The 22,327-nt window shown below is 67.6% G+C and carries 23 protein-coding genes and 1 pseudogene; 14 read left to right on the top strand and 10 right to left on the bottom strand.

Annotated features, from left to right (window positions below):
• Window positions 1-6: 6 nt before the first annotated feature.
• Complete coding sequence (locus V8683_RS13475; RefSeq protein ID WP_411190812.1) at window positions 7-1,059, top strand: aldo/keto reductase; 1,053 nt, start codon at window positions 7-9, stop codon at window positions 1,057-1,059.
• A gap of 87 nt (window positions 1,060-1,146) precedes the next feature.
• Here V8683_RS13475 and V8683_RS13470 read toward each other — a convergent pair whose 3' ends face one another.
• Complete coding sequence (locus V8683_RS13470; RefSeq protein ID WP_411190813.1) at window positions 1,147-1,494, bottom strand: BON domain-containing protein; 348 nt, start codon at window positions 1,492-1,494, stop codon at window positions 1,147-1,149.
• A gap of 317 nt (window positions 1,495-1,811) precedes the next feature.
• Between V8683_RS13470 and V8683_RS13465 the strand changes: the two genes are divergently transcribed.
• Both V8683_RS13465 and V8683_RS13460 read left to right on the top strand, forming a co-directional pair.
• Window positions 1,812-3,290 (top strand): RNA polymerase factor sigma-54, encoded by a 1,479-nt coding sequence (locus V8683_RS13465; RefSeq protein WP_411190814.1) that lies wholly within the window; start codon window positions 1,812-1,814, stop codon window positions 3,288-3,290.
• Between the two features lie 95 nt (window positions 3,291-3,385).
• Entirely contained in the window at window positions 3,386-4,024 is a 639-nt protein-coding gene (locus V8683_RS13460) for a TetR/AcrR family transcriptional regulator (RefSeq protein WP_411190815.1), read from the top strand.
• A gap of 13 nt (window positions 4,025-4,037) precedes the next feature.
• Here V8683_RS13460 and V8683_RS13455 read toward each other — a convergent pair whose 3' ends face one another.
• Window positions 4,038-4,862, bottom strand: a complete 825-nt coding sequence (locus tag V8683_RS13455; RefSeq protein WP_411190816.1) for a DUF72 domain-containing protein — start codon at window positions 4,860-4,862, stop codon at window positions 4,038-4,040.
• Between the two features lie 175 nt (window positions 4,863-5,037).
• Between V8683_RS13455 and V8683_RS13450 the strand changes: the two genes are divergently transcribed.
• The 8 genes from V8683_RS13450 to V8683_RS13415 all read left to right on the top strand — a co-directional run bounded on the left by V8683_RS13450 (window position 5,038) and on the right by V8683_RS13415 (window position 12,010).
• A complete protein-coding gene (locus tag V8683_RS13450) occupies window positions 5,038-5,454 on the top strand; it encodes a transposase (RefSeq protein WP_411190817.1) in 417 nt (138 codons plus the stop codon).
• A gap of 271 nt (window positions 5,455-5,725) precedes the next feature.
• A complete protein-coding gene (locus V8683_RS13445) occupies window positions 5,726-6,691 on the top strand; it encodes an acetyltransferase (RefSeq protein ID WP_411190818.1) in 966 nt (321 codons plus the stop codon).
• Between the two features lie 110 nt (window positions 6,692-6,801).
• Window positions 6,802-7,788, top strand: a complete 987-nt coding sequence (locus tag V8683_RS13440; protein WP_411190819.1) for a zinc-dependent alcohol dehydrogenase family protein — start codon at window positions 6,802-6,804, stop codon at window positions 7,786-7,788.
• Window positions 7,789-7,855: 67 nt separating this feature from the next.
• Window positions 7,856-8,317 (top strand): universal stress protein, encoded by a 462-nt coding sequence (locus V8683_RS13435; RefSeq protein WP_411190820.1) that lies wholly within the window; start codon window positions 7,856-7,858, stop codon window positions 8,315-8,317.
• 426 nt (window positions 8,318-8,743) lie between these two features.
• Entirely contained in the window at window positions 8,744-9,253 is a 510-nt protein-coding gene (locus V8683_RS13430; protein ID WP_411190821.1) for a hypothetical protein, read from the top strand.
• Entirely contained in the window at window positions 9,243-9,989 is a 747-nt protein-coding gene (gene phbB, locus V8683_RS13425) for an acetoacetyl-CoA reductase (protein WP_411190822.1), read from the top strand. The genes V8683_RS13430 and phbB overlap by 11 nt, the downstream gene beginning before the upstream one ends.
• A gap of 334 nt (window positions 9,990-10,323) precedes the next feature.
• Window positions 10,324-10,527, top strand: a complete 204-nt coding sequence (locus tag V8683_RS13420) for a hypothetical protein (protein ID WP_411190823.1) — start codon at window positions 10,324-10,326, stop codon at window positions 10,525-10,527.
• A 505-nt stretch (window positions 10,528-11,032) separates the two neighbouring features.
• Window positions 11,033-12,010 carry a hypothetical protein gene (locus V8683_RS13415; protein ID WP_411190824.1) on the top strand — a complete coding sequence of 326 codons (978 nt, stop codon included), beginning with the start codon at window positions 11,033-11,035 and terminating at the stop codon, window positions 12,008-12,010.
• 54 nt (window positions 12,011-12,064) lie between these two features.
• On the opposite strand, the gene V8683_RS13410 is transcribed toward V8683_RS13415, so the two are convergent.
• The 3 genes and pseudogenes from V8683_RS13410 to V8683_RS13400 all read right to left on the bottom strand — a co-directional run.
• Window positions 12,065-12,781, bottom strand: a complete 717-nt coding sequence (locus V8683_RS13410; RefSeq protein WP_411190825.1) for an SH3 domain-containing protein — start codon at window positions 12,779-12,781, stop codon at window positions 12,065-12,067.
• 120 nt (window positions 12,782-12,901) lie between these two features.
• The gene (locus V8683_RS13405; RefSeq protein ID WP_411192485.1) at window positions 12,902-13,270 is read right to left on the bottom strand and encodes a DUF488 domain-containing protein; all 369 of its coding nucleotides are present in this window, start codon (window positions 13,268-13,270) and stop codon (window positions 12,902-12,904) included.
• 18 nt (window positions 13,271-13,288) lie between these two features.
• Window positions 13,289-13,932: pseudogene (locus V8683_RS13400) on the bottom strand (uracil-DNA glycosylase family protein); the annotation flags it as partial.
• Window positions 13,933-14,153: 221 nt separating this feature from the next.
• Between V8683_RS13400 and hpnR the strand changes: the two are divergent.
• Window positions 14,154-15,698 (top strand): hopanoid C-3 methylase HpnR, encoded by a 1,545-nt coding sequence (gene hpnR, locus V8683_RS13395; protein ID WP_411190827.1) that lies wholly within the window; start codon window positions 14,154-14,156, stop codon window positions 15,696-15,698.
• Window positions 15,699-15,724: 26 nt separating this feature from the next.
• Here hpnR and V8683_RS13390 read toward each other — a convergent pair whose 3' ends face one another.
• From V8683_RS13390 to V8683_RS13370, 5 genes are all read right to left on the bottom strand, one after another.
• Window positions 15,725-16,489, bottom strand: a complete 765-nt coding sequence (locus tag V8683_RS13390; protein WP_411190829.1) for a DUF4410 domain-containing protein — start codon at window positions 16,487-16,489, stop codon at window positions 15,725-15,727.
• 242 nt (window positions 16,490-16,731) lie between these two features.
• On the bottom strand, window positions 16,732-18,078 hold the full coding sequence (locus V8683_RS13385; protein ID WP_411190831.1) for an ATP-binding protein: 1,347 nt from the start codon (window positions 18,076-18,078) through the stop codon (window positions 16,732-16,734).
• On the bottom strand, window positions 18,078-18,791 hold the full coding sequence (locus V8683_RS13380) for a response regulator (protein WP_411190832.1): 714 nt from the start codon (window positions 18,789-18,791) through the stop codon (window positions 18,078-18,080). Before V8683_RS13380 ends, V8683_RS13385 begins: the two co-directional genes overlap by 1 nt.
• Window positions 18,792-18,826: 35 nt before the next feature.
• Entirely contained in the window at window positions 18,827-19,129 is a 303-nt protein-coding gene (locus V8683_RS13375) for an EF-hand domain-containing protein (RefSeq protein ID WP_411190833.1), read from the bottom strand.
• A gap of 82 nt (window positions 19,130-19,211) precedes the next feature.
• Window positions 19,212-20,093 (bottom strand): hypothetical protein, encoded by an 882-nt coding sequence (locus V8683_RS13370; RefSeq protein ID WP_462880645.1) that lies wholly within the window; start codon window positions 20,091-20,093, stop codon window positions 19,212-19,214.
• 383 nt (window positions 20,094-20,476) lie between these two features.
• Here V8683_RS13370 and V8683_RS13365 point away from each other — a divergent pair, with 383 nt between their 5' ends.
• On the top strand, window positions 20,477-21,382 hold the full coding sequence (locus tag V8683_RS13365) for a sterol desaturase family protein (protein WP_411190835.1): 906 nt from the start codon (window positions 20,477-20,479) through the stop codon (window positions 21,380-21,382).
• A gap of 98 nt (window positions 21,383-21,480) precedes the next feature.
• Entirely contained in the window at window positions 21,481-22,218 is a 738-nt protein-coding gene (locus tag V8683_RS13360) for an SDR family NAD(P)-dependent oxidoreductase (RefSeq protein WP_411190836.1), read from the top strand.
• Window positions 22,219-22,327 lie beyond the last annotated feature (109 nt).

The raw sequence follows: 22,327 nt of genomic DNA, 5'->3' as shown, positions 1-22,327 counted from the left end.
ATCACCATGCGATACAACACTCTTGGCCGCACCGGCCTGTTCGTCTCGGAACTTTGCCTCGGCACGATGACCTTCGGCGGCGGCGACGGCATCTGGAATCAGATCGGCGATCTGCAGCAGGCCGATGCCGAACGCCTGATCGGCCGGGCTATCGACGCCGGTATCAATTTCATCGACACGGCCGACGTCTACTCGCAGGGCGTGTCCGAGCAGATCACCGGGCAGGCGCTGAAAAACCTCAAGATTCCGCGCGAGCAGGTGGTGGTCGCAACGAAAGTCTTCGGTCAGATGGGCGCGACGCCCAACGAGGCGGGCGCCACGCGCTATCACATCATGGACGGCATCAAGGCGAGCCTGAAGCGCCTGCAGCTCGACCATGTCGATCTGTACCAGATCCATGGCTTCGACCCGGCTACGCCGATCGAGGAGACCGTGCGCGCGCTCGACACGCTCGTGCGGCAGGGGCATGTACGCTACGTCGGCGTATCGAACTGGGCGGCCTGGCAGATCGTCAAGGCGCTCGGCATCGCGCAGCACCATGGCCTCTCGCGCTTCGAATCGCTGCAGGCGTACTACACGATCGCGGGCCGGGATCTCGAGCGCGAACTCGTGCCCATGCTCGCCAGCGAAGGGCTGGGTCTCATGGTGTGGAGCCCGCTCGCCGGCGGCCTTCTGAGCGGCAAGTATGGCCGCGACAAGGCAGGGGAAGCGGGCAGCCGCCGCACGACATTCGACTTCCCGCCCGTGGAGCGCGAACGCGCGTGGAATTGCGTTGATACGATGCGGGCGATTGCCGGGCGCAAGGGCGTTTCGGTCGCGCAGATCGCGCTGGCGTGGCTGCTGCATCAGCCTGTCGTGACCTCGGTGATCGTCGGCGCGAAACGCGTCGATCAGCTCGACGACAACGTGGCGGCGACGCAGGTGAAGCTTTCTCAGGAGGAACTGGCGGAGCTCGACGACGTGAGCCGCCTGCCCGCCGAATATCCGGGCTGGATGCTCGCGCGCCAGGGCGACCGGCGCCGCGAGCAACTGAGCCAGGCCGGGTCGCGCCGCGGCTGACACGCGCACAGGCGCACAGGCGCTGCGGACGGCCCGAGGTCGAAGTCCAGGCCGGGGGCGCGGTATTTTGCGCCCCCGGTTGTGGTGTTACTGGGTCACGACCTTGAGGTGATCCTTCACCGAAGTGACGCCGGCGACGTTTTCCACGACCTGCTTCGCATTGTCGCGGTCTTCGGCGCTCGGCACGGTGCCGGTCAGCGACACGACGCCCTTGCGCGTCTTCACATGAATGTGCTCCGACTTCACGTTGTTCGCGGCAAGCAGATCGGCTTTTACCTTGGTCGTGATGGTTGCGTCGTCAACGTGCTGGCCCACGGTTTCCGAGCTGGCCGCCGGCGCGGTCGAGCCGTTTGCGTCCGTCTGCGCCGCGGCGGCGAGGGCGAAGGTCATGCAGGCGATCCCGGCTGCGGTCTTGAGAGTCAGGGTGTGCTTCATGCGAGCTTCTCCTTTTGCGGTGATGTCCGCCATGACTCGTGCAAGTGTTGTGCCGCGCCGCGCAACGTGGCGGGCGGCGCGGCTTCCGGAGCCCGCCGGTTCATCGCCGCGTCTGTCCCCACCGGCCACGTGCGCGGCCCGGCTGCAAGCCGTGCCAGTCGCGAGAATTTTCCGTGCGATTGTAAAAACGTGCCGACCGGGCGGGTGCCCGAAATTGCCTAGCAAGTGCCGATCCCGTTTCAGAACATAGACTTGTCGATACTGGCATGGGTGTTGCTTGATCTCGTTCACTTGCCTTTTCACGAACGGGATTCGCCATGCCTTCCATTGCGTTACACGCGCGCCAGCAGATCGCCCTGACGCCGCGCCTGCAGCAGGCGGTGCGCCTGTTGCAGCTATCGTCGCTGGAGTTCCAGCAGGAGCTTCGCGAAGCACTCGACACCAACCCGTTCCTGGAATACGCCTCGTCCGCGGCGGAGAACGGCGAGGCAGCCGAGACCGCGGACGGCGCGGCGGCGGGCATCGGCGCCGTGGCGGCGAACGCAACGCCCGAGACTGCCGCTGGGTCCGCGAGCGACGGGGCGGACGACGGCGCGCTCGCGTCGGAGCCGTCGGCCTACACCGCGGACCTGCCCGCGGCCGGCACGCTACGCACATCGAACTATCGCGGTGCCGACGATTCGGAATCGGAGGCCTCGGACTGGGTCCGGGTGCCGATATCGTTGCGCGAGCAACTGCACGATGCATTGCGCCTCTCGCCGCTCGACGATCTCGATCGCGGCGCCGTCCAGGTGGTGATCGAGGCGCTCGACGACGACGGCTACCTGCGCCAGGATCTGGCCGATCTGGCGGACGTCGAGGGTGTGGGCGACACGCTCGACGAAGACCGCCTGCGCGTGGCGCTGCGCGTCGTGCAGACGCTCGATAGGCCGGGTATCGGCGCGCGTTCGTTGTCCGAATGTCTCGCGCTGCAGCTTGAGTCGATGCCCGAGGACACGCCGAACCGGGATCTTGCGCACCGGATCGTCACGCAGCATCTCGAACGGCTGGCGCGCCGCGAGAACGGCGAGCTCCAGCGCCAGCTAGGCTGCGACGCGGGAGAACTGCAGGCGGCGTGCGCGCTCGTGCGCCGGCTCGATCCGAAGCCGGGCAACCAGTATGGCCGGGCCGACGGCGGCTACGTCGTGCCCGATGTGATCGTGCGCCAGGTGCGGGGCAAGTGGGTCGTGAGCGTCAATCCGGCTATCGAGCCGCGCGCGCGGATTCACAAACTCTACGCGGAGATGTTCGCGCGCTCGGGAGAGACGAGCCGCTCGCCGCTTGCCCAGCAGTTGCAGGAAGCGCGCTGGCTGATCCGCAACGCGCACAAGCGCTGCGAGACGATCCTGCGCGTGGGCGAATGCATCGTCGCGCGCCAGAAGGCGTTCTTCCAGTATGGCGAGATCGCGCTGCGTCCCATGCTGCTGCGCGACGTCGCCGACGAACTCGGCCTGCACGAGTCGACCGTTTCCCGGGCGACCGGCAACAAATACATGGCCACGCCGCGCGGCATCTTCGAGTTCAAGCGCTTCTTCCCGCGCGAGCTGGAAACGCGCACGGGCGGCACGTGTTCGGCGGCAGCCGTACGCGCGCTCATCAAGGAAATGATCGGTGCGGAGGATCCGCGCGATCCGCTCTCCGACGTCGTGCTCACGCAGGAACTCGAAAAGCAGGGTGTGCAGGTCGCGCGCCGTACCGTCACGAAATACCGGCAGATGATGAAGCTGCCGGCGGCGGAGATGCGCCGGCAGATCTGAAAGCGCCTGCGCTCACCCGCGCTGCCCGCGGGAAGGCCCGGATGCGAGGTGTAGAATGCGAGCGATAGCTCACATCTGCCCTGGCGTCCACGACCATGACCACCACGACACGCGGCGCGCGCCGCCGACCGGCACCGCTCGATGCGCGCAAGCAACCGACGCAGCGCCGCTCGGCAGCCACCGTCGAGGCCATACTCGAAGCGGCTGCCCGCATCCTTGAAACGACGGGTCTGCCAGGTTACACGACGAACGCGGTCGCCCAGCGTGCGGGCGTGAGCGTCGGCTCGCTCTATCAATATTTTCCGAATCGCGACGCGCTGACGGCCGCGCTCATCGAGCGCGAAAGCGCGGTCTTGCTCTCGGAGGTCGACGCGGCAGCCTTGGCGTCGACCTGCGAGGCCGGTCTGCTCGGCCTCGTCCGGGCGGGCGTGGCGCACCAGATGCGGCGTCCGGCGCTCGCGCGCGTGCTCGACTTCGAGGAGCGCCGCCTGCCGCTCGACGAGCGCGATGCGCGGGTGGGCGAGCGGCTCCACGCGGCACTCGTCTGTTTGCTGCGCCTGACAGATGCGCCGCGGCTGGACGATTGCGATACCGCCGCGCATGACGTGTCGGCCATCGTGCACGGCATGGTCGACGCGGCAGGCGAGCGCGGCGAGACCAATGCCGCGGTGCTCCAGGCGCGCGTGACGCGCGCGGTGATCGGTTATCTGTGGTGCAGCGAACAGCCGCGCTGAACGGTGCGGCCAGTCACGCCGCGCTCAGCCGTTCGATCAACGCCCTCGCGGCCGCGGGGTTGCGCACCTTGTAACCGCTGATCACGTAGAGGAACACGTCGCGGCCGTCCTTCGCGGCAAGCGGCGCGCCGAACGTGGGCAGATCGTCCGGCGTGCCGCCGCGGGCCCAGAGACTTGCCCGCTGCGCCCACCGGTCGAGCTCGCCCGGAGCGTAGCCCAGGGGCTCGTTCTCGCGCGTGCCCATGATGCGCGCATAGACGAACGGTGCGCTTGCGTCGGCGATAGAGACGTAATCGGAGTCTCCCGATACCACGATCGCCGCGCGGTGGCGGCGCGCCAGCTCGACAAATTCCGCGGTGCGGAAACTCGCGTCGCGCACTTCCAGTGCGTGCCGCAAAGGCACGCCTTCTGCCTCGGACGGCAGCAGTTCGAGGAATCGTGCGTAGTCCTCCGGATCGAACCGCTTGCCGGGCGTGAGCTGCCAGTTGATCGGGCCGAGCTTCGCGCCAAGGCGCAATACGCCCGAGGCGAGGAACCGTTCGATGGTCGGACCCGCTTCGGCCAGCACGCGGCGGTTCATCGCAAAACGCGGCGCCTTTAGCGCGAAGACGAAATCGTCGGGGGTCTCGTCGTGCCAGCGAGCGAAACTTTCGGGGCGCTGGGCGCCGTAGTAGGTGCTGTTGATTTCGATGGTCGACAGGCTGCGGCTCGCGTATTCGAGTTCGCGCCGCTGGGGGAGGCCGTCCGGATAGAACGTGCCACGCCATTCCGGATAGATCCAGCCGCCGATGCCGACACGGATGCGGGAAGCGGCGGAGAAATCGGAGGAAGCCTTCATCGGGATGCGTCCGCGATATTCGGAAAGCGGCAGTGTAGCGTGCCGGCGTAACGTCGGTGGCGCAATGGTCCGGGCGGAACGGCGCCCAGAGGCGTCGCGGAGTTTTGAGACTAGTCCGATATTGTCTGGCTGGCTTGAACGGTAACTTGGGAGGGTTGCTGTAAGAGAGAATCTCATGGAACATCAGATTTCCCGCCAGCCCTGCCTGGAGCTGAACGATGAACAATGGAACAGCGTCGCATCGCTGTTTCACGAAGGGCGTCTTGGCGGCCCGCGCCGCGGACGGCCCGCGCATTGCGCGCGGGCCGTGTTCGAAGCTATCCACTCGGTACTGCGGACCGGTTCGGTCTGGTCCGCGTTGCCCGACTGCTATCCCGACTTTCGCACCTGTCACCGGCGCTTCAAGGGCTGGTTCGAGGCGGGCCTCGTGCAGCAGGCCATGGCGAGCCTGTACGGCGAGGAGGGCATTGCCCTGTGTTCGGCGATGAGCGCCCGCATGCAGTCCTGGCGCGCCCCTGTGGGCCGCAAACCGAGCTTTCCGGTCGCATCCACGCTGCGCTGGCCGGTCGTGCGGCCAATCGTCGTGCGCTGACCCTCCCCGGGGCGCCGGCGCGGGCGACCGTCGCCGGTCCGATCCCGGGCGCCTGCCGGTGCGCCGTCACGAACGTCCCCGCCGGCAGGCCCGCGCCGGGCAGCGACCCTGCGGTATTCCACCTCATTCGATGCTGTTCGCATGCCGCGCCTCGCCATGTTTAGCGGGTGGCACGGCTTGACCGAATCGCTTCGCGTTTGCGCTCGTCTTTGTCCTTGCGCCCCACGGTGCGCGATACTGTTACGTTTTACACATCGATAACAGAGACAACATGGCGCACTTCGATGTATTCAACGGCGACGCGGACGGCATCTGCGCGCTGCACCAGCTTCGTCTCGCGAGGCCGCTGGAGACGAAGCTCGTGACCGGCGTGAAGCGGGATACGGCGCTCGTCGCGCGCGTGCCGGCCAGGGCAGGCGATACGCTGACGGTACTCGACATCTCGTTCGACACGAATCGCGAGGCGCTCGTCAAGCTGCTAGAAATGGGCGTACGAGTCGAATACTTCGACCATCATTACGCGGGCGACCTGCCGCACACCGTGAATCTCGTCGCGCATATCGACACCACCGCTCAGGTTTGCACGAGCGTGCTGGTGGATCGTCACGTGGGCGGACGCTATCGTGGGTGGGCGATCACGGCGGCGTGGGGGGACAATCTGCCCGCCACGGCTCGTGCGCTTGCGCAGCAGGCCGGTTTGAGCGACGCGCAGTCCGGGCAGTTGCGCGAGCTGGGCGAGTCGATCAACTACAACGCCTACGGCGACGCGGTCTCGGACCTGATGATCGCGCCCCAGACACTCTACGAGGCGATCCGGCCCTACGCCGATCCGTTCGACTTCCTCGGGGCCGAGCCGTTCGTCGGGCAACTCGCCGAGCGCCGCCACGAGGATCTCGCGCTCGCCCAGGCCGTGACGCCGCTCATCGCATTGCAGTACGGCAGCGTTGTCGTGCTGCCGGACGCGCCATGGGCGCGCCGCGTGCGCGGGGTGTTCGGCAATGCGCTGGCTGTCGAGGAGCCCACGCGCGCGCACGCCGTACTGACCACGAATGCGGACGGCAGCTATGCCGTGAGCGTGCGCGCGCCGCTCGCAAGCCCGCGCGGCGCCGACGAACTGTGCCGCGGTTTTCCGGGCGGCAACGGCCGGGTAGGCGCCGCGGGCATCAACTGCCTCGCGGCGGACCGGCTCGACGTGTTCGTGACCGCTTTCGCACGAGTATTCGGCCGGGGAGGCTGAGGGCGTTGCATAGCCTTGCGCAGTGATGCGCCGCTCGCATGCCGACCGCGTAACATGATTCTTGTGGACACCGCGCATTCATCCGCGGTGCATTGCCCGGGAGCCAGGCCATGCGTGCGATGCTGTTCGACGGCACGAGTCCGTTGCTGCGCGAAGTCGATTTGCCCGACCCCGAACCGGGCGAGGGCGAATTGCTGATCGACGTGCACGCGTGCGGCGTTTGCCGTACCGATCTGCATGTCGTCGACGGCGAGCTTCGGCATCCGAAGAAACCGGTGATTCCGGGGCACGAGATCGTCGGCACGGTCGCGGCGCTCGGGCGCGGCGTCACCGGGTTCGCGCCGGGCGACCGCGTGGGCGTGCCGTGGCTCGGCCACACCTGCGGCCATTGCCGCTTCTGCCTGCGCGGCCGCGAGAACCTCTGCGACACGCCCGGCTTCACCGGCTATACGCTCGACGGCGGTTATGCGCAACGCACCGTCGCCGACGCACGCTATTGCTTCCATCTGCCGCGCCAGTACAGCGACGTCGACGCGGCGCCGCTGCTGTGCGCCGGCTTGATCGGCTATCGCACGCTGGCGATGGCGGGCGATGCCGAGCGCATCGGCATTTACGGATTCGGCGCTGCGGCGCATATCGTCGCGCAGGTCGCGCGGCATCAGGGCCGCACCGTGTATGCGTTCACCCGTCCTGGCGACAACCCGGCCCAACAGTTCGCGCGGCGCCTCGGGGCTGCATGGGCGGGCGGCAGCGACGAGCCGGCGCCCGAGGCGCTCGATGCCGCCCTGCTGTTCGCTCCCGTGGGCGCGCTCGTGCCGGCCGCGCTGCGGGCGGTCGCGAAGGGCGGCACGGTGGTCTGCGGCGGCATCCATATGAGCGACATTCCGGCGTTTCCCTACGCGTGGCTCTGGGACGAACGGCACATCGTGTCGGTCGCGAACCTCACGCGCGAGGACGGCGCGGCGTTCATGGCGATTGCCGCGCGCCACACGCTCGAAATCGAGGCAAAACCTTACCCGCTCGCGCGCGCGAACGAAGCGCTCGCCGACCTGCGCGAGGGACGGCTGACGGGCGCGGCGGTGCTGACCCTGCGCTGATGAGTGCATGCGGGGCGGCGGCGCTCAATGGCCGCCGCGCATCATGGGCATTGCCCGGGAGGTCACGATGTACAAGGAAATTCTGGTGGCGGTCGATGGCAGCCGTAGCGGCCGCCGCGCGCTCGACGAGGCCGTAAAGATCGCGAAGGCGACGGGCGGCCGCGTGCAGGCGCTGTGCGTCGTGCAGCATCCCGCACGGCTCGTGGATGTCGCCTCGGGCTTCGCCGAGGAGCCGACGCGCCAGTCCGCGGAGAACGACGCCGCCACGCTGGCGTTCGAGGAAGCGAGGGCGGTGTTCGCGCGCGAAGGGGTAGAAGGCAGCACGCGCGCCGCCGATTCGAGCGGCGAAGAAATTGCCGCGGTGATTTATCGCATCGCGGCTGAAGAGGGCGTCGAACTCGTCGTGATGGGCACGCGCGGCCTTTCGGGCGTGAAACGGCTGTTGCTGGGCAGCGTGGCGGAATCGTTCCTGCGCATGGCCGATCGTCCCGTGATGCTCGTGCGCTGCGAGGACGAGGCCGCCGCGTGAGCGTCCACAATTCGTGAAGCACTTCGTGCTGGTCCGGCGATTAATCTCGAAATTGCTGGGAAAGGGGTTGGGTGGCGTCTGTCGGGTCACTCTGTTTTCTCGATAAATGATCTGGATCAGCGGGTGGAAGCGCATCCGTCACGCAGCGGCCAATCTTCGTGCCTATGATGATGAGGTGATCGAGCGAACCTGAAGTCTGCTGCATCCCGAACCCTCGGTGCAGCGCCGCCTGGGCCGCCGCGATCCGCTGCGCGCAGCCCGCACGTGCATCGAACGAACGTGCGTCGTGTGGCGCGCCGTCCGCGCCCGAAATCCGGACATGACCGGGTCCGAACCGCACATGCCGCCCGCGTTCGCTCCCGCCGGTCCGTGGCGCGCCGAACCCGGCGCCGCGCCGGGCATTCCGATCCTGAGAGGACCCCGCTCATGGCTACCGTTTCCTTTTCTGCATTCGATGCGTACCGAGTCAACGCCAGTGCCGCACTTCAACTGCTCGAACATGGCCAGCAGTGGCGCGAACAACTCCTGAAGTTGCAGCAGCGCCGCCTTGCGCGCGACAGGGCAGCGCTTGAAAGCACGCTGGAATCCTTGCGCGAGGCCCATGACTGGAGCGACTTCGCCACCGCCGGCCAGAGCGTGCTGCACGACTACGTCGGCGCGAGCACCGCGCTCTGGCAGGAGGGCGTCGCCGCCACGCTGCAGGGCGCAGGCGCGTGGAGCGATCTGGCGCGCGACCTCGCGCAGAACTGGCATGACTCGCTTGGCACGTTCCAGCCTGGCGCCGGCACGGCGTCCGCGCTGCCGATGCGCGACTGGATGGCGATGTTCGAGCGCGCCGTAGGCAGCGCTTATGCAGGCAATGGTGTGGTCAGCGACGCGGTCGTGCACACTGCCGAGCCCGCCGGGCATGCCCACGGAGAGCAGCATGGCCGCTAAACGTATCGCATTGGTAACGGGGGGCATGGGGGGCCTCGGCGAGGCGATCAGCCGAAGGCTGCACGACGCGGGCATGACCGTTGCGGTATCGCGCTCGCCCGGTAACGAGCGGGCGCCGGCGTGGCTCCAGGCGGAGCGTGCGGCCGGACGGCACTTCGAGTCGTACGAGATGAACGTCGCCGATTTCGACTCATGCCACCGCGCTGCCGAACGCGTCCTGAGCGAACTCGGCCAGGTGGACGTGCTCGTCAACAACGCGGGCATCACCTGCGACCGGACCTTCATGAAGATGACGAAGCCCGACTGGGACGCCGTGGTGCGCACCGACCTCGATGCGATCTTCAACGTCACGAAGCCGTTCGTGGCGGGCATGATCGAGCGCGGCTTCGGCCGCATCGTGAACGTCGGCTCGGTCAACGGCTCGCGCGGTGCATTCGGGCAGACCAACTATGCGGCGTCGAAGGCGGGGATGCACGGTTTCACGAAGTCGCTCGCGCTGGAGGTCGCGCGAAAGGGCGTTACCGTGAATACGGTGTCGCCGGGCTACCTCGCGACCCGGATGGTGGAAGCGGTACCGCAGGACGTGATGCAGACGCGCATCCTGCCGCAGATTCCCGTCGGGCGGCTCGGGCAGCCCGACGAAGTCGCCGCGCTGGTGGCGTTTCTGTGCTCGGACGACGCGGCGTTCATCACGGGCGCCGATATCGCCATCAACGGCGGAATGCATATGCAATGAAGCCGGCGGCGCGATGTGCCGTGGGCCAGCGGCAGCGAGCGCCGGGAAGCCGGCCGGAACGATGCGTCCCGGTCACGCTTTGCCCGTCTGCGGAATTCCGGATCTTCATTGAGGAATCCGATTTAACAGGCGAACAGCAAAAAAAGCCAAATCATTGCATTCGAACGGCACAACAATCCGCCGTGACGGCGAACGCGGCTTGCGCATCGTTTCTCGTATGGTCCACGCGCCGCGTTGCTGTGTCACATAATACCGCGAAACACGACTGTAGCGAAACTGTACCGCGGGACGACTATGCTGGTCGCTACGGGGAGTTCTGAACAGGAGAAATTCGATGCTCAGTCACCACGAGCTTGCTGCACTGCTGTTGATCCGGGATGCGGATACGCCGATTCAGGCACTCGATTCCGACTTTCTCGCGCTGCAACGATATCAACTCGTCGAGATGGACGTAACCGAGCGCGATCCGGCGCTGCGCCTCACGAGCCGCGGTCAGGAACTGCTGAAGCGACTCGCACCGGTTGGCGCGAATGGCTGAGTACATGGGCCGGCAGCACAATGGCAGGACGTGTCAAGACGTTGATAGCGAGCGCTACGTGCGTTACAAATGCGTAACGAACGGCGAAGCGGCTTGCGTTACAGTTTGTCACGTCGAGCATCACAACTATCATCCGTTGCGCGTTTGCCATCGCGTTCACTGACATTCGCGTTATCCGGCAAGCGATGCCGCACAAAGATGCGGCATTTTTTTACGCAATATTAATCAGGATTACATAGTAGATGCCGGAAGGAAACCGCTGTAGAGTCGTGGGTGTCATGGCTGTAACGCGGGTAAACGTCGCGCATATAATTGACACGCTCGCCGGCTATGCTGAGGCCGGCCGCAAGCTGGCCGTGGCAAGTTCTGGCGATGGTGGCCAGGCCGTGCCGGTCTTTGGAGCGGCGTTCGGCAATTCACGGCACAATGAGCCCGTCGGGTATGTCCGCTATCGGCGGTTGCGGCCAGCCGGTGCCGCGCCGCTTTCGAACGGCTACGAAGAACGATGAAGAAGTGGACTCTGGCCTTTGCTGCCGCAGCGCTCGCGGCTGGCTCCAGCCCGTCGCACGCGCAGGAGTTCTCGCTGTACGGGGGAGGACTGAGGAGCGGCTCCAACCACACCTACTCGTGGGCGATGGACTACACCGAAGGCTTCGGTGAGTATTTCGCGGCCAGTATCGACTGGCTCAACGAAGGCCACATTCCCGACCATCACCGTGACGGCCAGGCGATCCAGGGCTGGTTCCGCCTGCCGCTCGCGCAGCGGCGCCTCGTGCTCGCGCTCGGCGTGGGGCCTTATCGATACTTCGACACCGAGGCCGCCACGCAGGGGCTTGGCTACTCGAATACGCATGGCTGGGGCGTGGTCTACAGCGCACGCGCAACATGGTATGCGTCGAACCGGGTGACCGCAAACCTGCAACTGAACCGCGTGCAGGTCGTCAACGGTCCGTCGACGACCGCGCTGCTGCTCGGCATCGGCTATCAGCTCGACGCGCCCGACAGGCCGGGACCGCGCGATTGGGCCCTGCCGCGCACGCACGACGTCACGAACAACGAAATTACGCTGATGGCCGGGGAGACGATCCTCAACAGCCTTCAGTCGCAGACTTCGGCGGCGGAATCGATCGAATACCGCCGCGGGCTCTGGCATTTCGTCGACGCGACCATCGGCTATCTGCACGAGGGCAACGGCATCGAGGCGCGGCGCGACGGCGCCACGGCCCAACTCTGGCTCACGCGGGCGTTCCTCGACGACAAGCTCACGCTCGGCTTCGGCGCGGGCCTGTATGCGGCCGTCCATCATGGCCGCAATGGCGACGATCGCGATACGGGCGACGGGATTCTCTCCGGCCTCGTTTCGGTGTCGGCGTCTTACCGCGTGACGCAGCACTGGGCCGCGCGCGTCACGTGGAACCGGGTGGTGACGCGCTATAGCCGTGATACCGACGTGATCCTGGGCGGCATCGGCTACCGTTTCTGAGACGGCCGCCGCGAGGCTCAAGCGGGAGACAGACCGGTTCCGCCAGACGGGCGATCAGCCTCCGCCCGGCAGTCTTCCGCCACCCCCTCCTCCGCCGCCACCGCCCCCACCCGGCGGCCTTCCGCCCCCCCCGGGCGGGCGGCCGCCAGAATTCCCGCCAGGCGGGCGCCCGCCGCCCGCGCCGGGTTGTCCACCGGGCGGCCGGGGGCCCGGGCCGGCGCCAGGGGGCCGGCCGCCTTGTCCCGGTCCTGCGCCCGGAGGCCGGTTGCCGTTGTGGCCCGAACCTCCACCGTGCGGCGGCGGCTTCCCGCCGTGCGAGGGCGGACGCGGACCCGGCCGGGGCGGCGGCGCGGGCCGCGGCGGCGGGTGCCGCGTCCAGCGGGACTGATTGCCGTACCAGGGGCGGTCGCGATAATAGTTGCCCCAATAGGCGCCGATCGAGAACGTGACGATGGGCAGGCCAATGGTGGCGCCATAGTTGAGGAGCGGAACGGGGCTACCCTGATACGGATAGTTCAGGTAGCCGCCGTATACCCAGCCGCGCAGGCCTGGCAGGCTCACGTCGCACCAGCTATAGCCCGCGACGCAGCCCATCACCGCCAGTTGCACGCCGCCCGGTACCTGCGCGACGACGGGGTAGTCGCCCGCCGGGCCCGCATAGAGATTCACGGTCATGCTCGTGATGGCCTGGCTTTGGGCGTATGCCGGCGCCGAGACCGCGAAGGTGCCGGCGAGACCGGCAAGCACTGCACCGACAAGCTGCTTGCGCATCGCAGTTGCTCCGTGGAGAGGGGATGGCTCGAAGATCGTTGCGTGATCAGCCATTACGGTAGCAGATCAGGCTCTCCGGAGCGCTGCTTTTGCCGGGATACCTTTACGACGTTTTGCTTGCTACCTGCGCTTGAGCTTTTGCAGCAGATAGTCGCGCAGCACGATCGCGTGATTGTGCTCGACGTCGCGCGAACCGTAGAGCAGGGCGACCGGCCCCTTCGCGCAGGCTTCGGCGAGCGGCTGCCAGGCGGCAGGATTCGCGTCGAGCTCCGCCAGGTAGCGCTGCTCGAACGCGTTCCATTGCGTCGGGTCCTGATGAAACCACTGTCGTAGCGCCGTGCTCGGTGCAACTTCCTTTAGCCACTGCACATGCGCGAGCGTCTCCTTGCGGATGCCGCGCGGCCAGAGCCGGTCGACGAGGAAGCACGCGTGACCGGCAGTGGGCGGCGGATCGTAGACGCGCTGGATGTCGATGATCGGCTTGCTCATGGTGCGGTCTCCCGAGGGGCGCTTGGTGGAGGAAGGACGCGAGGGCGCGAGCGCTGCCGCCACGCGCTCGCGCAGCGCCGGCAGCACGTCGTGCTCGAACCAGGTGTGGCGCTTGAGCCAGGGCTGGTTGCGCGGCGACGGATGCGGCAGCGGCAAATAGTCGGGCAGGTAGTCGCAGGCTTGCTCGACGGTCTCGGTCAGCGAGGCCTTGCGCCGCGCGCCGAGGAACGCACGCTGCGCGTACTGGCCGACGAGCAGCGTGAGCCGGACGTCGGGCAGTTGCGCCAGCAGGCGCGCGTGCCACAGCGGCGCGCATTCGGGGCGCGGCGGGTTGTCGCCGTCGGCGGCGCGTCCCGGGTAGCAGAAGCCCATTGGCACGAGCGCGACTTTCGACGCGTCGTAGAAGGTCTCGCGGTCGATGCCCAGCCAGCCGCGCAGGCGCTCGCCGCTCGCGTCGTCCCAGGGGACGCCCGAGGCGTGGACTTTGGCGCCGGGCGCCTGCCCCACGATCAACAGCCGCGAGCCCAGGCCCGCCTGCACGACCGGACGCGGGCCGAGCGGCAAGCTTTCGGCGCAGATCCGGCAGGCGCGGATTTCCGCGAGCAAACGGGGCAGGGCGGGTGTGGCAGGCACGATGAGGAACGAGACGGGGCCGGTGCAATCGATGGTGACGAGTCTATCAAACGCGTCGCCGTTGCCAACCGCCGCACCAACCGTACCAACCGCACCGCGGCCGCAGTGGCGAGACGCCGGAGTGCGAACGCGCGTAGACTCGGACGGAAGCGCCGTGCAGACGGATGTCGAGCAGGGAGGCGCGTTTCTTGCGCAGTGGCGCGGCGGGCGTCGTCGGTGCGATAGCCCCGGCGCATCGCAAGGAGGCTTCATGAGATTGCTTGCTGTTCATCCGAGCGGTCTGATGTATACGCGCGTATTCCTGCGGCTCGAACCGCTTGGCCTCGAAGCGGTGGCAGGTGCGGCGCGCGAGGCGGGCCACGACGTGCGCCTCGTCGACCTGCAGGCCGACACGCACGCCGGCCTCATGCGCACACTGCGCGAGTTCCGGCCCGAGGCGCTGTGCTTTTCCGGCAATTACCTCGCGAATATTCCCGAAATCGTCGATCTCTCGAAAGCCGTAAAGGCGGCGCTGCCGTCGTGCTTCGTCTTCGTCGGCGGCCATAGCGTCTCGTTCACCGCCGCCGACCTGCTGCGCCACGCAGCGGGCGCGATCGACTGTGTGCTGCGCGGCGAAGGCGAGGCTTCGGTGGCAGCCCTGCTCGAAGCGGTGGCGAGCGGCGGCAATCTGCTCGCGGTGCCGGGCGTATTGACGCGCGACGGGTCGGGGCCGCCGCCGCGCTTCGTCGAAGACCTCGATACGGTGCGCCCCGCGCGCGACCTGTTGCGGCATCGCCGGCGGTACTTCATCGGCACGCTCGATCCGTGCGCGTCCATCGAGTTCGCGCGCGGTTGCCCGTGGGACTGCACCTTCTGCAGCGCATGGACGTTCTATGGCCGCAGCTATCGCATCCGCAGCCCGGAAGTCGTGGTCGAGGAACTGGCCGCGCTGCGCGAGCCCGGGGTGTTCATCGTCGACGACGTGGCCTTCGTGCACGCCGAGCACGGCATGGCCATCGCCGAGGCGATTCGCCGGCGCGGCATCCGCAAGCGCTATTACCTCGAAACGCGCGGCGACGTTCTGCTGCGCAACAAGGACGTCTTCCGGGAATGGCAGGCGCTCGGGCTCAAGTACATGTTTCTCGGCCTGGAGGCAATCGACGAGGAAGGGCTCAAGGCGTTTCGCAAGCGTATCAGCCTCGACCGCAATTTCGAGGCGCTGGAGTTCGCGCGCTCGCTCGGCATCACGGTCGCGATCAACCTGATTGCCGACCCCGACTGGGACCGCGAGCGCTTCGAGACGATACGCCAGTGGTGTCTCGAGATTCCGGAGATCGTGAACATCAGCGTGAACACGCCTTATCCGGGCACCGAGAACTGGCAGCACGAATCGCGGCGCCTCACGAGCCTCGACTACCGGCTCTACGACATCCAGCACGCGGTCGTGCCGACGCGCTTGCCGCTGCCGGAGTTCTATGCGGAGCTTGTGCGCACGCAGCAGGTGCTCAACCGCAAGCACCTGGGCTGGACCGCGCTGCGCGGCGCGGCGGGCCAGGCCGCGCGCCTTCTCGCGCATGGGCAGACGAACTTCGTGCGGATGCTGTGGCGTTTCAATTCGGTGTTCGACCCGCGTCTGCAGATGGCCGACCACGAACGCAACGTGCGCTACGAGATGGCGCCGCCGCCGGCGACGAACAGCGAGTCGCGCGTCGATATGAAAGCCATCTTCATTCACGGACCCATGGGCCGCCGGGGCCGCAGGATCGACGATGCCACCGAGAAGTTCGTCGACGAAACGCGCATGAGCGCCGGTTGACCGGTGCCATGGCAGGGCGAACCCGCTCAGCCGGCTTTGACGCCGTCGAGCCAGCCGTTCTTCGCGCTCGCCGCGGCGAGCTGCTTTGCGATGTTCTTCGCGAGTCTGGCCGTGTCGGACGAAACGGTATCGCGCTTCGTCTCGGACACGCCGTGCAGGCCGCCGCTCACAGCCGCGGACGTGGCGATCTGCCCCGCGGCCGCGCCGACGCCCGCCGTTTCCGCCATGCCGGGCATGTGACCGCTGTCGGCATTCGCCGAGAAGGTGGCGAGCGGTTGCGGCGCGCCGTAGGCGGGCCGATAGAGCACCGCCACCGTGGCTTCCACTTCGCTCTTGCCCGCGCCGAGGCCGATCACGATACGGCGGCGGCGATTGCCCGCGTCGATCTTCTCGAACTGGCCTTCGACGATGAGTGCGTTGCGGCCGCTGGGGGCGGGGCCGTCCACGCGCATGGCGGGCACGCCCATCGACTGGAGCTGGTGCACGATGTCGTCGGCGAGCTGTTCGCGCGCCTTGAGCGCGGTCTGCAGTTGTTGCTGCGCGGCCGAGGTGCCGCTCGCCGTCGACATGAGCTTCTGGAGCAGGCCGCTGTCGTCGAGTTTGACCTGGTCTGCCGCGGCGTCGAATGCGTACACGTAGACGATTTCGGCTTTCGCCGCGGGCACCGGCCCGGTCGATTGCATGACGGGCATGGCCGAGGCGCAGCCCGCGCTGAAGATGGAACCGGCGATCAGCGCCGTGCCCGCGAGACGTTTGGCCTTGATGACGAGGGAATGGAGGGAGGGGTTCATGTCGATGTCCGTTGCCTGAGTGGCGCGATTGAGGGCGGCGGGTTGCCGACGAGTTGCCGATAATCGCCACATAATCAGGATTGCGAACTATCGGGGAGGGTTGCTCGACGCTTGCGGGCCGTTCGGGCCGGCTTCGTTTCGCAACGCTCAGGCGCAAGTATGAGGGGGTGGGCGCGATCGCGCCACGCGCAAATTATGTCGATTCATGTCACCGGCACGGTCGTGCGAAAGCCCGGAAGCGTTCAGGCGCGCGGCATGCCGGTCGGCACGGCGAGCGGATCGAGCGGCAGGACGACGAGCGCTTCGAGGCCGCCGCCGTCGCGGTCGCGGAAGGTGAGGGAGCCGCCATGCAGGCGCGCGATGCGATCGACGATCGCGAGCCCAAGGCCGGTGCCGCCCGAGTGCGTGCGCGCATTCGTGCCCCGGCTGAACGGCGCCTTCAGCCGTTCGAGTTCGGCGGCGCCGATGCCGTTGCCGCGGTCGCACACGGCCACATGCGCGGCGTCGTGCGCGACCCAGGTGCGCACGAGGAGGCCGCTGTGCCCATAGGCGACCGCGTTCTGCATGAGATTCATGAGCAGGCGCATTACGGCGACGGGCCGGAACGCAAATGGAGGAATCGGGCCTTCCTCGAACTCGAATTCGTGGCCGAGTCCCGCGAAATCGGCGACGAGCTGTCCGGCCAGCGCGTTGATGTCTCCCATCTGGGGTGGCTCGCGCTCGCCGCTGCCCGCGTAGTCCATGAATTGCTGCAGGATCGTGTCGATACGATCGAGATAGCTTTCCGACGACGCCACCAGCGCGTCGTTCGTGCCGCGCGGCAGGGCCATCGCGATCGCGAGGCGCAGCTTCGTGAGCGGCGTGCGGATGTCGTGCGACACACCGGCCAGCATCAGCGCGCGTGTCGTTTCGGCCTGCTGCAGCGCCTCGGTCATCTGGTTGAACGCGCGGCTCACCTGGGCGATCTCGGTCGGACCGTCGGTGGGCAGGGGCGGCGGAGTTTCGCCCGCGCTCAGGCGGCGAGCGGCGCGGGCGAGCTCGGCCAGCGGGCGGTTCAGGTGCAACTGGATCAGGTAGCCGGTGAGCGCCGCGAGCAGGGCGAGCACGAGCGAGAGGGCGAGCGTCGTCATGAGGCCGGCTGCCTGCGTGTCGGGGACCATCGGCATGGGTAGCCATGCCGGCTCGCCCGCCGCGTGCAGGCGGATCCACAGACGCTGATCGGCGCCGCCCTGCCATTGCACGGGCATGTCGGCGGGCAGGTGGCGCTGCAATTGCGCGACGAAAACGTCGCGTTGCCACGTGCGGAAAAAATTCAGGAGGGTGGGCGGCTGCGGGGGAATCGCGGGCGGCGGGTCGCGCTGCGCGTGAAGGCGGGCGGCGGCGGCGCGCCCTTCGGCGGGCGGCATGCCTGCAATGGCGCCGTCCAGCAGCATCACGTAGTCGGCGAAAATGGTCGAGGCGCGTTCGATGCGCGGGCGCTGCACGAAATGCAGCAGCACCGCAAGCGAGCACACCTGCGCGAGCGCGACGAGGATCACCAGCAGCGCGATATTGCGCGCGAGCAGCGAGCGCGGGAGCGTGGCGCGCATCACGCGTCGACGCCGGCCACGAGCATATAGCCGATGCCCCAGACCGTCTTGATGAAGCGCGGCTTCGCCGGATCGTCTTCGACGATCTGGCGCAGCCGCAGGATCTGGACGTCCACGCTGCGGTCGAGCGCGTCGTGATCGCGGCCCCGCGCTCGCGCCAGCAGGTTTTCCCGGCTCACGGCGCGGTTCGGCGAGGACCCGAGCGCGTGCAGCAGGAGCATCTGCGCCGAATGCACCTCGACGGGCTGGCCGTCGCGCAGGAGCGTTTGTTTGCCGACGTCGAAGGTGAAGTCGCCGAAGCGCAGGACCTGCGAGGTCACGGTCGGCTCGCCCGCCGCCATCTTCTGGCGGCGCAGCAGCGCGCGGATGCGCGCGATGAGTTCGTCGGGCAGGAAGGGCTTGGCGAGGTAGTCGTCGGCGCCGGTTTCGAGGCCGACGACCTTGTCGGCCGCGTCGCCCTTCGCCGTGAGCATGAGGATGGGCAGCGTCTGGCCCTCGGCGCGCAGACGCCTGCAGACAGCGAGACCGTCTTCGGGCTCCATCATCAGATCGAGCACGAGCAGATCGTACGGTTCGCGCTGCAGCAGACGGTCGAGCTTCCTGCCGTCCGCCACGGCGCGCACCTGGAAGCCGTGGCCGCTCAGGAAGCGCTGAAGCATATTGCGTAACTCCACCTCGTCGTCGAGTACGACGATCCTGCTGGCCTGCTCCATCGGTGGTCTCCTGGTAAGCCTGGCCGCGCCCGGCCTCAGCCGCCCTGACGGGCCGCCATCTTCTGGCGCATGAAGTCCTCGATCTGCGCCAGCGTGACGTAGCCCTGTTGCTGCGTGTCGATCTCGTCGAAATGCTGGGCCACCATCGGCATGCCGGCCTGCGCCTGGGCGCGGGTCAGCTTGCCGTCGCGGGTGGTGTTCGCGCTCGCGAAACGCGTTTGCAACTGGGATATCGCGCGTTCGACGCGGGCATTGTCGGCGCCCTGGGGCGGCGTGCCCTGAGCCGAGGCTGCTGCTGAAACGATACACAAAACGAGCACGGCAATCATCTTCTTCATGGGTTTCTCCGTGGGGTGGCCGGCATCCCTTGCCGGCCGGGTTGGGTTGATCAAGGTCGAAAGCGGTTGAACGGTCTACGGATCAGTTCCAGTGCGCGGGTACCCAGACGCCGCCGGCCCAGTGGCCCGGCACCCGGATGGCGGGGCGCGAAGCCGGTGCCACGTAGACGCCGCGGGGCACGACGTAGACGGATTGCGGCACCAGGCGAGCGACATACACGACCCGCGGCGGCGGCGCGACATAAACCGCAGTGGCGGGGGGCGGAGGCGCCACCACCACCGGCGCCGGCGCCACGGCCACGCCCACCGTCGTCACGGTACCGCCGGCGACAACCGCCGTTCCGCCTGTCGTGACCGTGCCGCCATGGACGACCGTCGTACCGCCCGAGGTGGTCACAACACCGGGCGCGACGCGCGGCGCGCTGCCCGAATGCGTGACGGTGCCGCCGTCCGTGCCGGTCGCGGTGCCCGAACGCGAGCAGGTCGAACCGGCGCAGTTCGTCGAAGCCGAGTGGCTCACCGTATTGCCGCCCGACCCCGTGATCGTGCCCGACGACGAATACTGTCCCGGTGCGTCGCGCGTCACGCTGCCCGCCGTCGAAGCGGTGCGTCCATCCGACCCGGTCATCGTGCCGGTATGCGAGCAGGTGTCGCTCGCGCAGCTCGTGTCGCCGGAATGCTGCACCGAGCGGCCATTCGGGCCGACGGCGGTGCCGCTGTTCGAGAACTGTCCCGGCGCGGTGCGCGTGACGGTGCCGGTGTTGGTGGCGACGCCGCCCCACGGCCCGACGGCTCCGCCCGCGTGCGAGCAACTACCGCCGCCGCACGAGCCCCCATGGGCCGTGTTGTAGGTGCCGTGCGGCGTGTAGGCGGTGCCGTGGCCGGACCATCCGGCGAAGGCCGGCGCGCTGGCACTGGCGAAGGCGAGCAGCGAAATGGCGGCGGCGAGAGTGCGGGTCTTCATCAGAGGTCCTTGCGATTCGTTTCGGGTCACGCTTTGGCGTGTCAGCGGGACGAACTATAGGACCGGGACGCGCGCCGGTCGCGTCATAAAGCATGTCGTGGTGTTACACGGAGGGCGGCTTCTTTGGGCGACGGGGTCCGGCGCATTTCCGGCGCTACGGTCCGTGCAGCGGGCGCGGGCGGGAATCCGGCGAACGCCGTTGCGCGGCATGCGTTCGCTTGCGCTGTCCGTGCGGCCCTCGGCGTGACAGGTGCCGTGACATACGGCGACATGGTTTGTGCGTGGTTTTTCCGGGGCCGCGCTTCTAGAGTGCGTTTCATCCGACGCACTGGCGGCCTGATCCGCCCACGGCGCGTCCTTTTTCACCCGACAAAAGACTCATCATGCTCACCACCGGAAAAATTGCGTACTACGTGACGTTGTTCGTCATCGTCGTTTCGTTGATCGAAGCTTGCGTACTGACGTGGCGCCAACGCCGCAGCGGCACGCCGTTCGATTGGTATGAAGTCTGGCTCTCGCTCGCCGACCTTGCCGGACGCAAGCTCTTCGCGCTCGTGCCGCTTTCGCTCGCCGCACCGGTCTTTGCCTTCGCCTGGGAGCATCGCCTTTACACGCTGCATTTCGACAGCCTCCTGCTCGCGTTGCCGATCTTCGTTGGCCAGGAGTTTTGCTATTACTGGTATCACCGTGCGTCGCACCGTATCCGTTTCTTCTGGGCGACACATGCGGTGCACCACTCGCCCAACCAGTTGACGCTCTCTTCCGCGTACCGGCTCGGCTGGACCGGCAAGCTCACGGGTCCCGCCATGTTCTTCGCGCCGCTCGTGTGGCTGGGCGTGCACCCGGAGGTCGTGCTCGCGATGCTCTCGTTCAATCTGCTCTACCAGTTCTGGCTGCACAACACCTGGATACCGAGGCTCGGCTGGCTCGAGTACGTGTTCAACACGCCCTCCGCGCATCGCGTGCATCATGCGTCGAATGTCGATTACCTCGACGCGAACTATGGCGGCGTGCTGATCGTGTTCGATCGGCTGTTCGGTACCTACGTCGCCGAACGTGCCGACGAACCGTGCCGGTATGGTCTCGTCACGCCGACGCGGCCGCGCAATCCGCTCGTCGTCGAGTTCGAGCACTGGGTCAGCCTGGTCCGTGACGTGGCCGCGGCGAAGACGCTATGGACGGCGGTGCGCCATGTCGTTCTGCCGCCGGGCTGGAGTCCGGACGGCAAGGGCACGACAACGGAAGCGTTGCGCAGGCGCAGCCTCGTGGCGGCGCGCAGCGAGGCTTGAAGCTGCGCCGCATGCTTGAAGCGATGTAAGGGTGTGCGCGCAGGCGGCCGACCGGCCGCCGTGTTGAATCGTGTTGAACCGGGATGGATGAAACGGCTATGGAAACGGGCACAACGGACATGACAGGCGCAGCCGGAGTCAAGGGCAAGGTGGTGGCGATCACGGGCGGCTTCGGCAATCTGGGCGTCGCGACAGCGGCGTGGCTGATTGCGCGCGGCGCACGCGTGGCGCTCATCGGACGCGGCGCAGCGCCCGCGAAGGACGCGCTGCCAGCCGGCGTCGGCGAAGCGGCTGGCATCGGCGGCGTCGATCTGACCGACGTCGCGGCGGCGCGCGAAGCGCTGGATATCGTGAACACGCAATTGGGCGGGCTCGACGCGCTGCTCAACATCGCTGGCGCGTTCCGTTGGGAGACCGTGGCGGACGGCGATCCGGCCACCTGGGACCTGATGTTCGAATTGAACGTAAAGACGGCGCTGAACGCATCGCGGGCCGCGTTACCGCATCTGCTGCGCGGCAAGGCGGGGCGGATCGTGAATATCGGCGCGGGCGCGGGATGGAAAGCCGGACTCGGGACGGGCGCCTATGCGGCTTCGAAAGCCGGCGTCGCCCGGCTGACCGAGGCGCTTGCGGAGGAGTTGAAGGACAAGGGCGTGACCGTCAACGCAGTCCTGCCGGGCATTATCGATACGCCGCAGAACCGCAAGGACATGCCCGATGCGGATTTCACGCGCTGGGTGGCGCCGCATGAAGTCGCAGCGCTCATTGGATTTCTGCTATCGGCCGAGGCCCAGGCGATTACGGGGGCGCTGATTCCCGTGAACGGGCGCATGTGAACGTCGTGGGGGGGGGGGGCGCCCGCCGCCCGTGGGGGGGGGCGGGGGGGCCGCGGGGGCGGCGGCCACGGTGGGGGGGGCCACGGTGGTGGAGGACACGGTGGGGGCC

This window comes from Paraburkholderia sp. AV2, from assembly GCF_054968425.1.
This window is presented reverse-complemented; position numbering and strand designations above follow the sequence as displayed.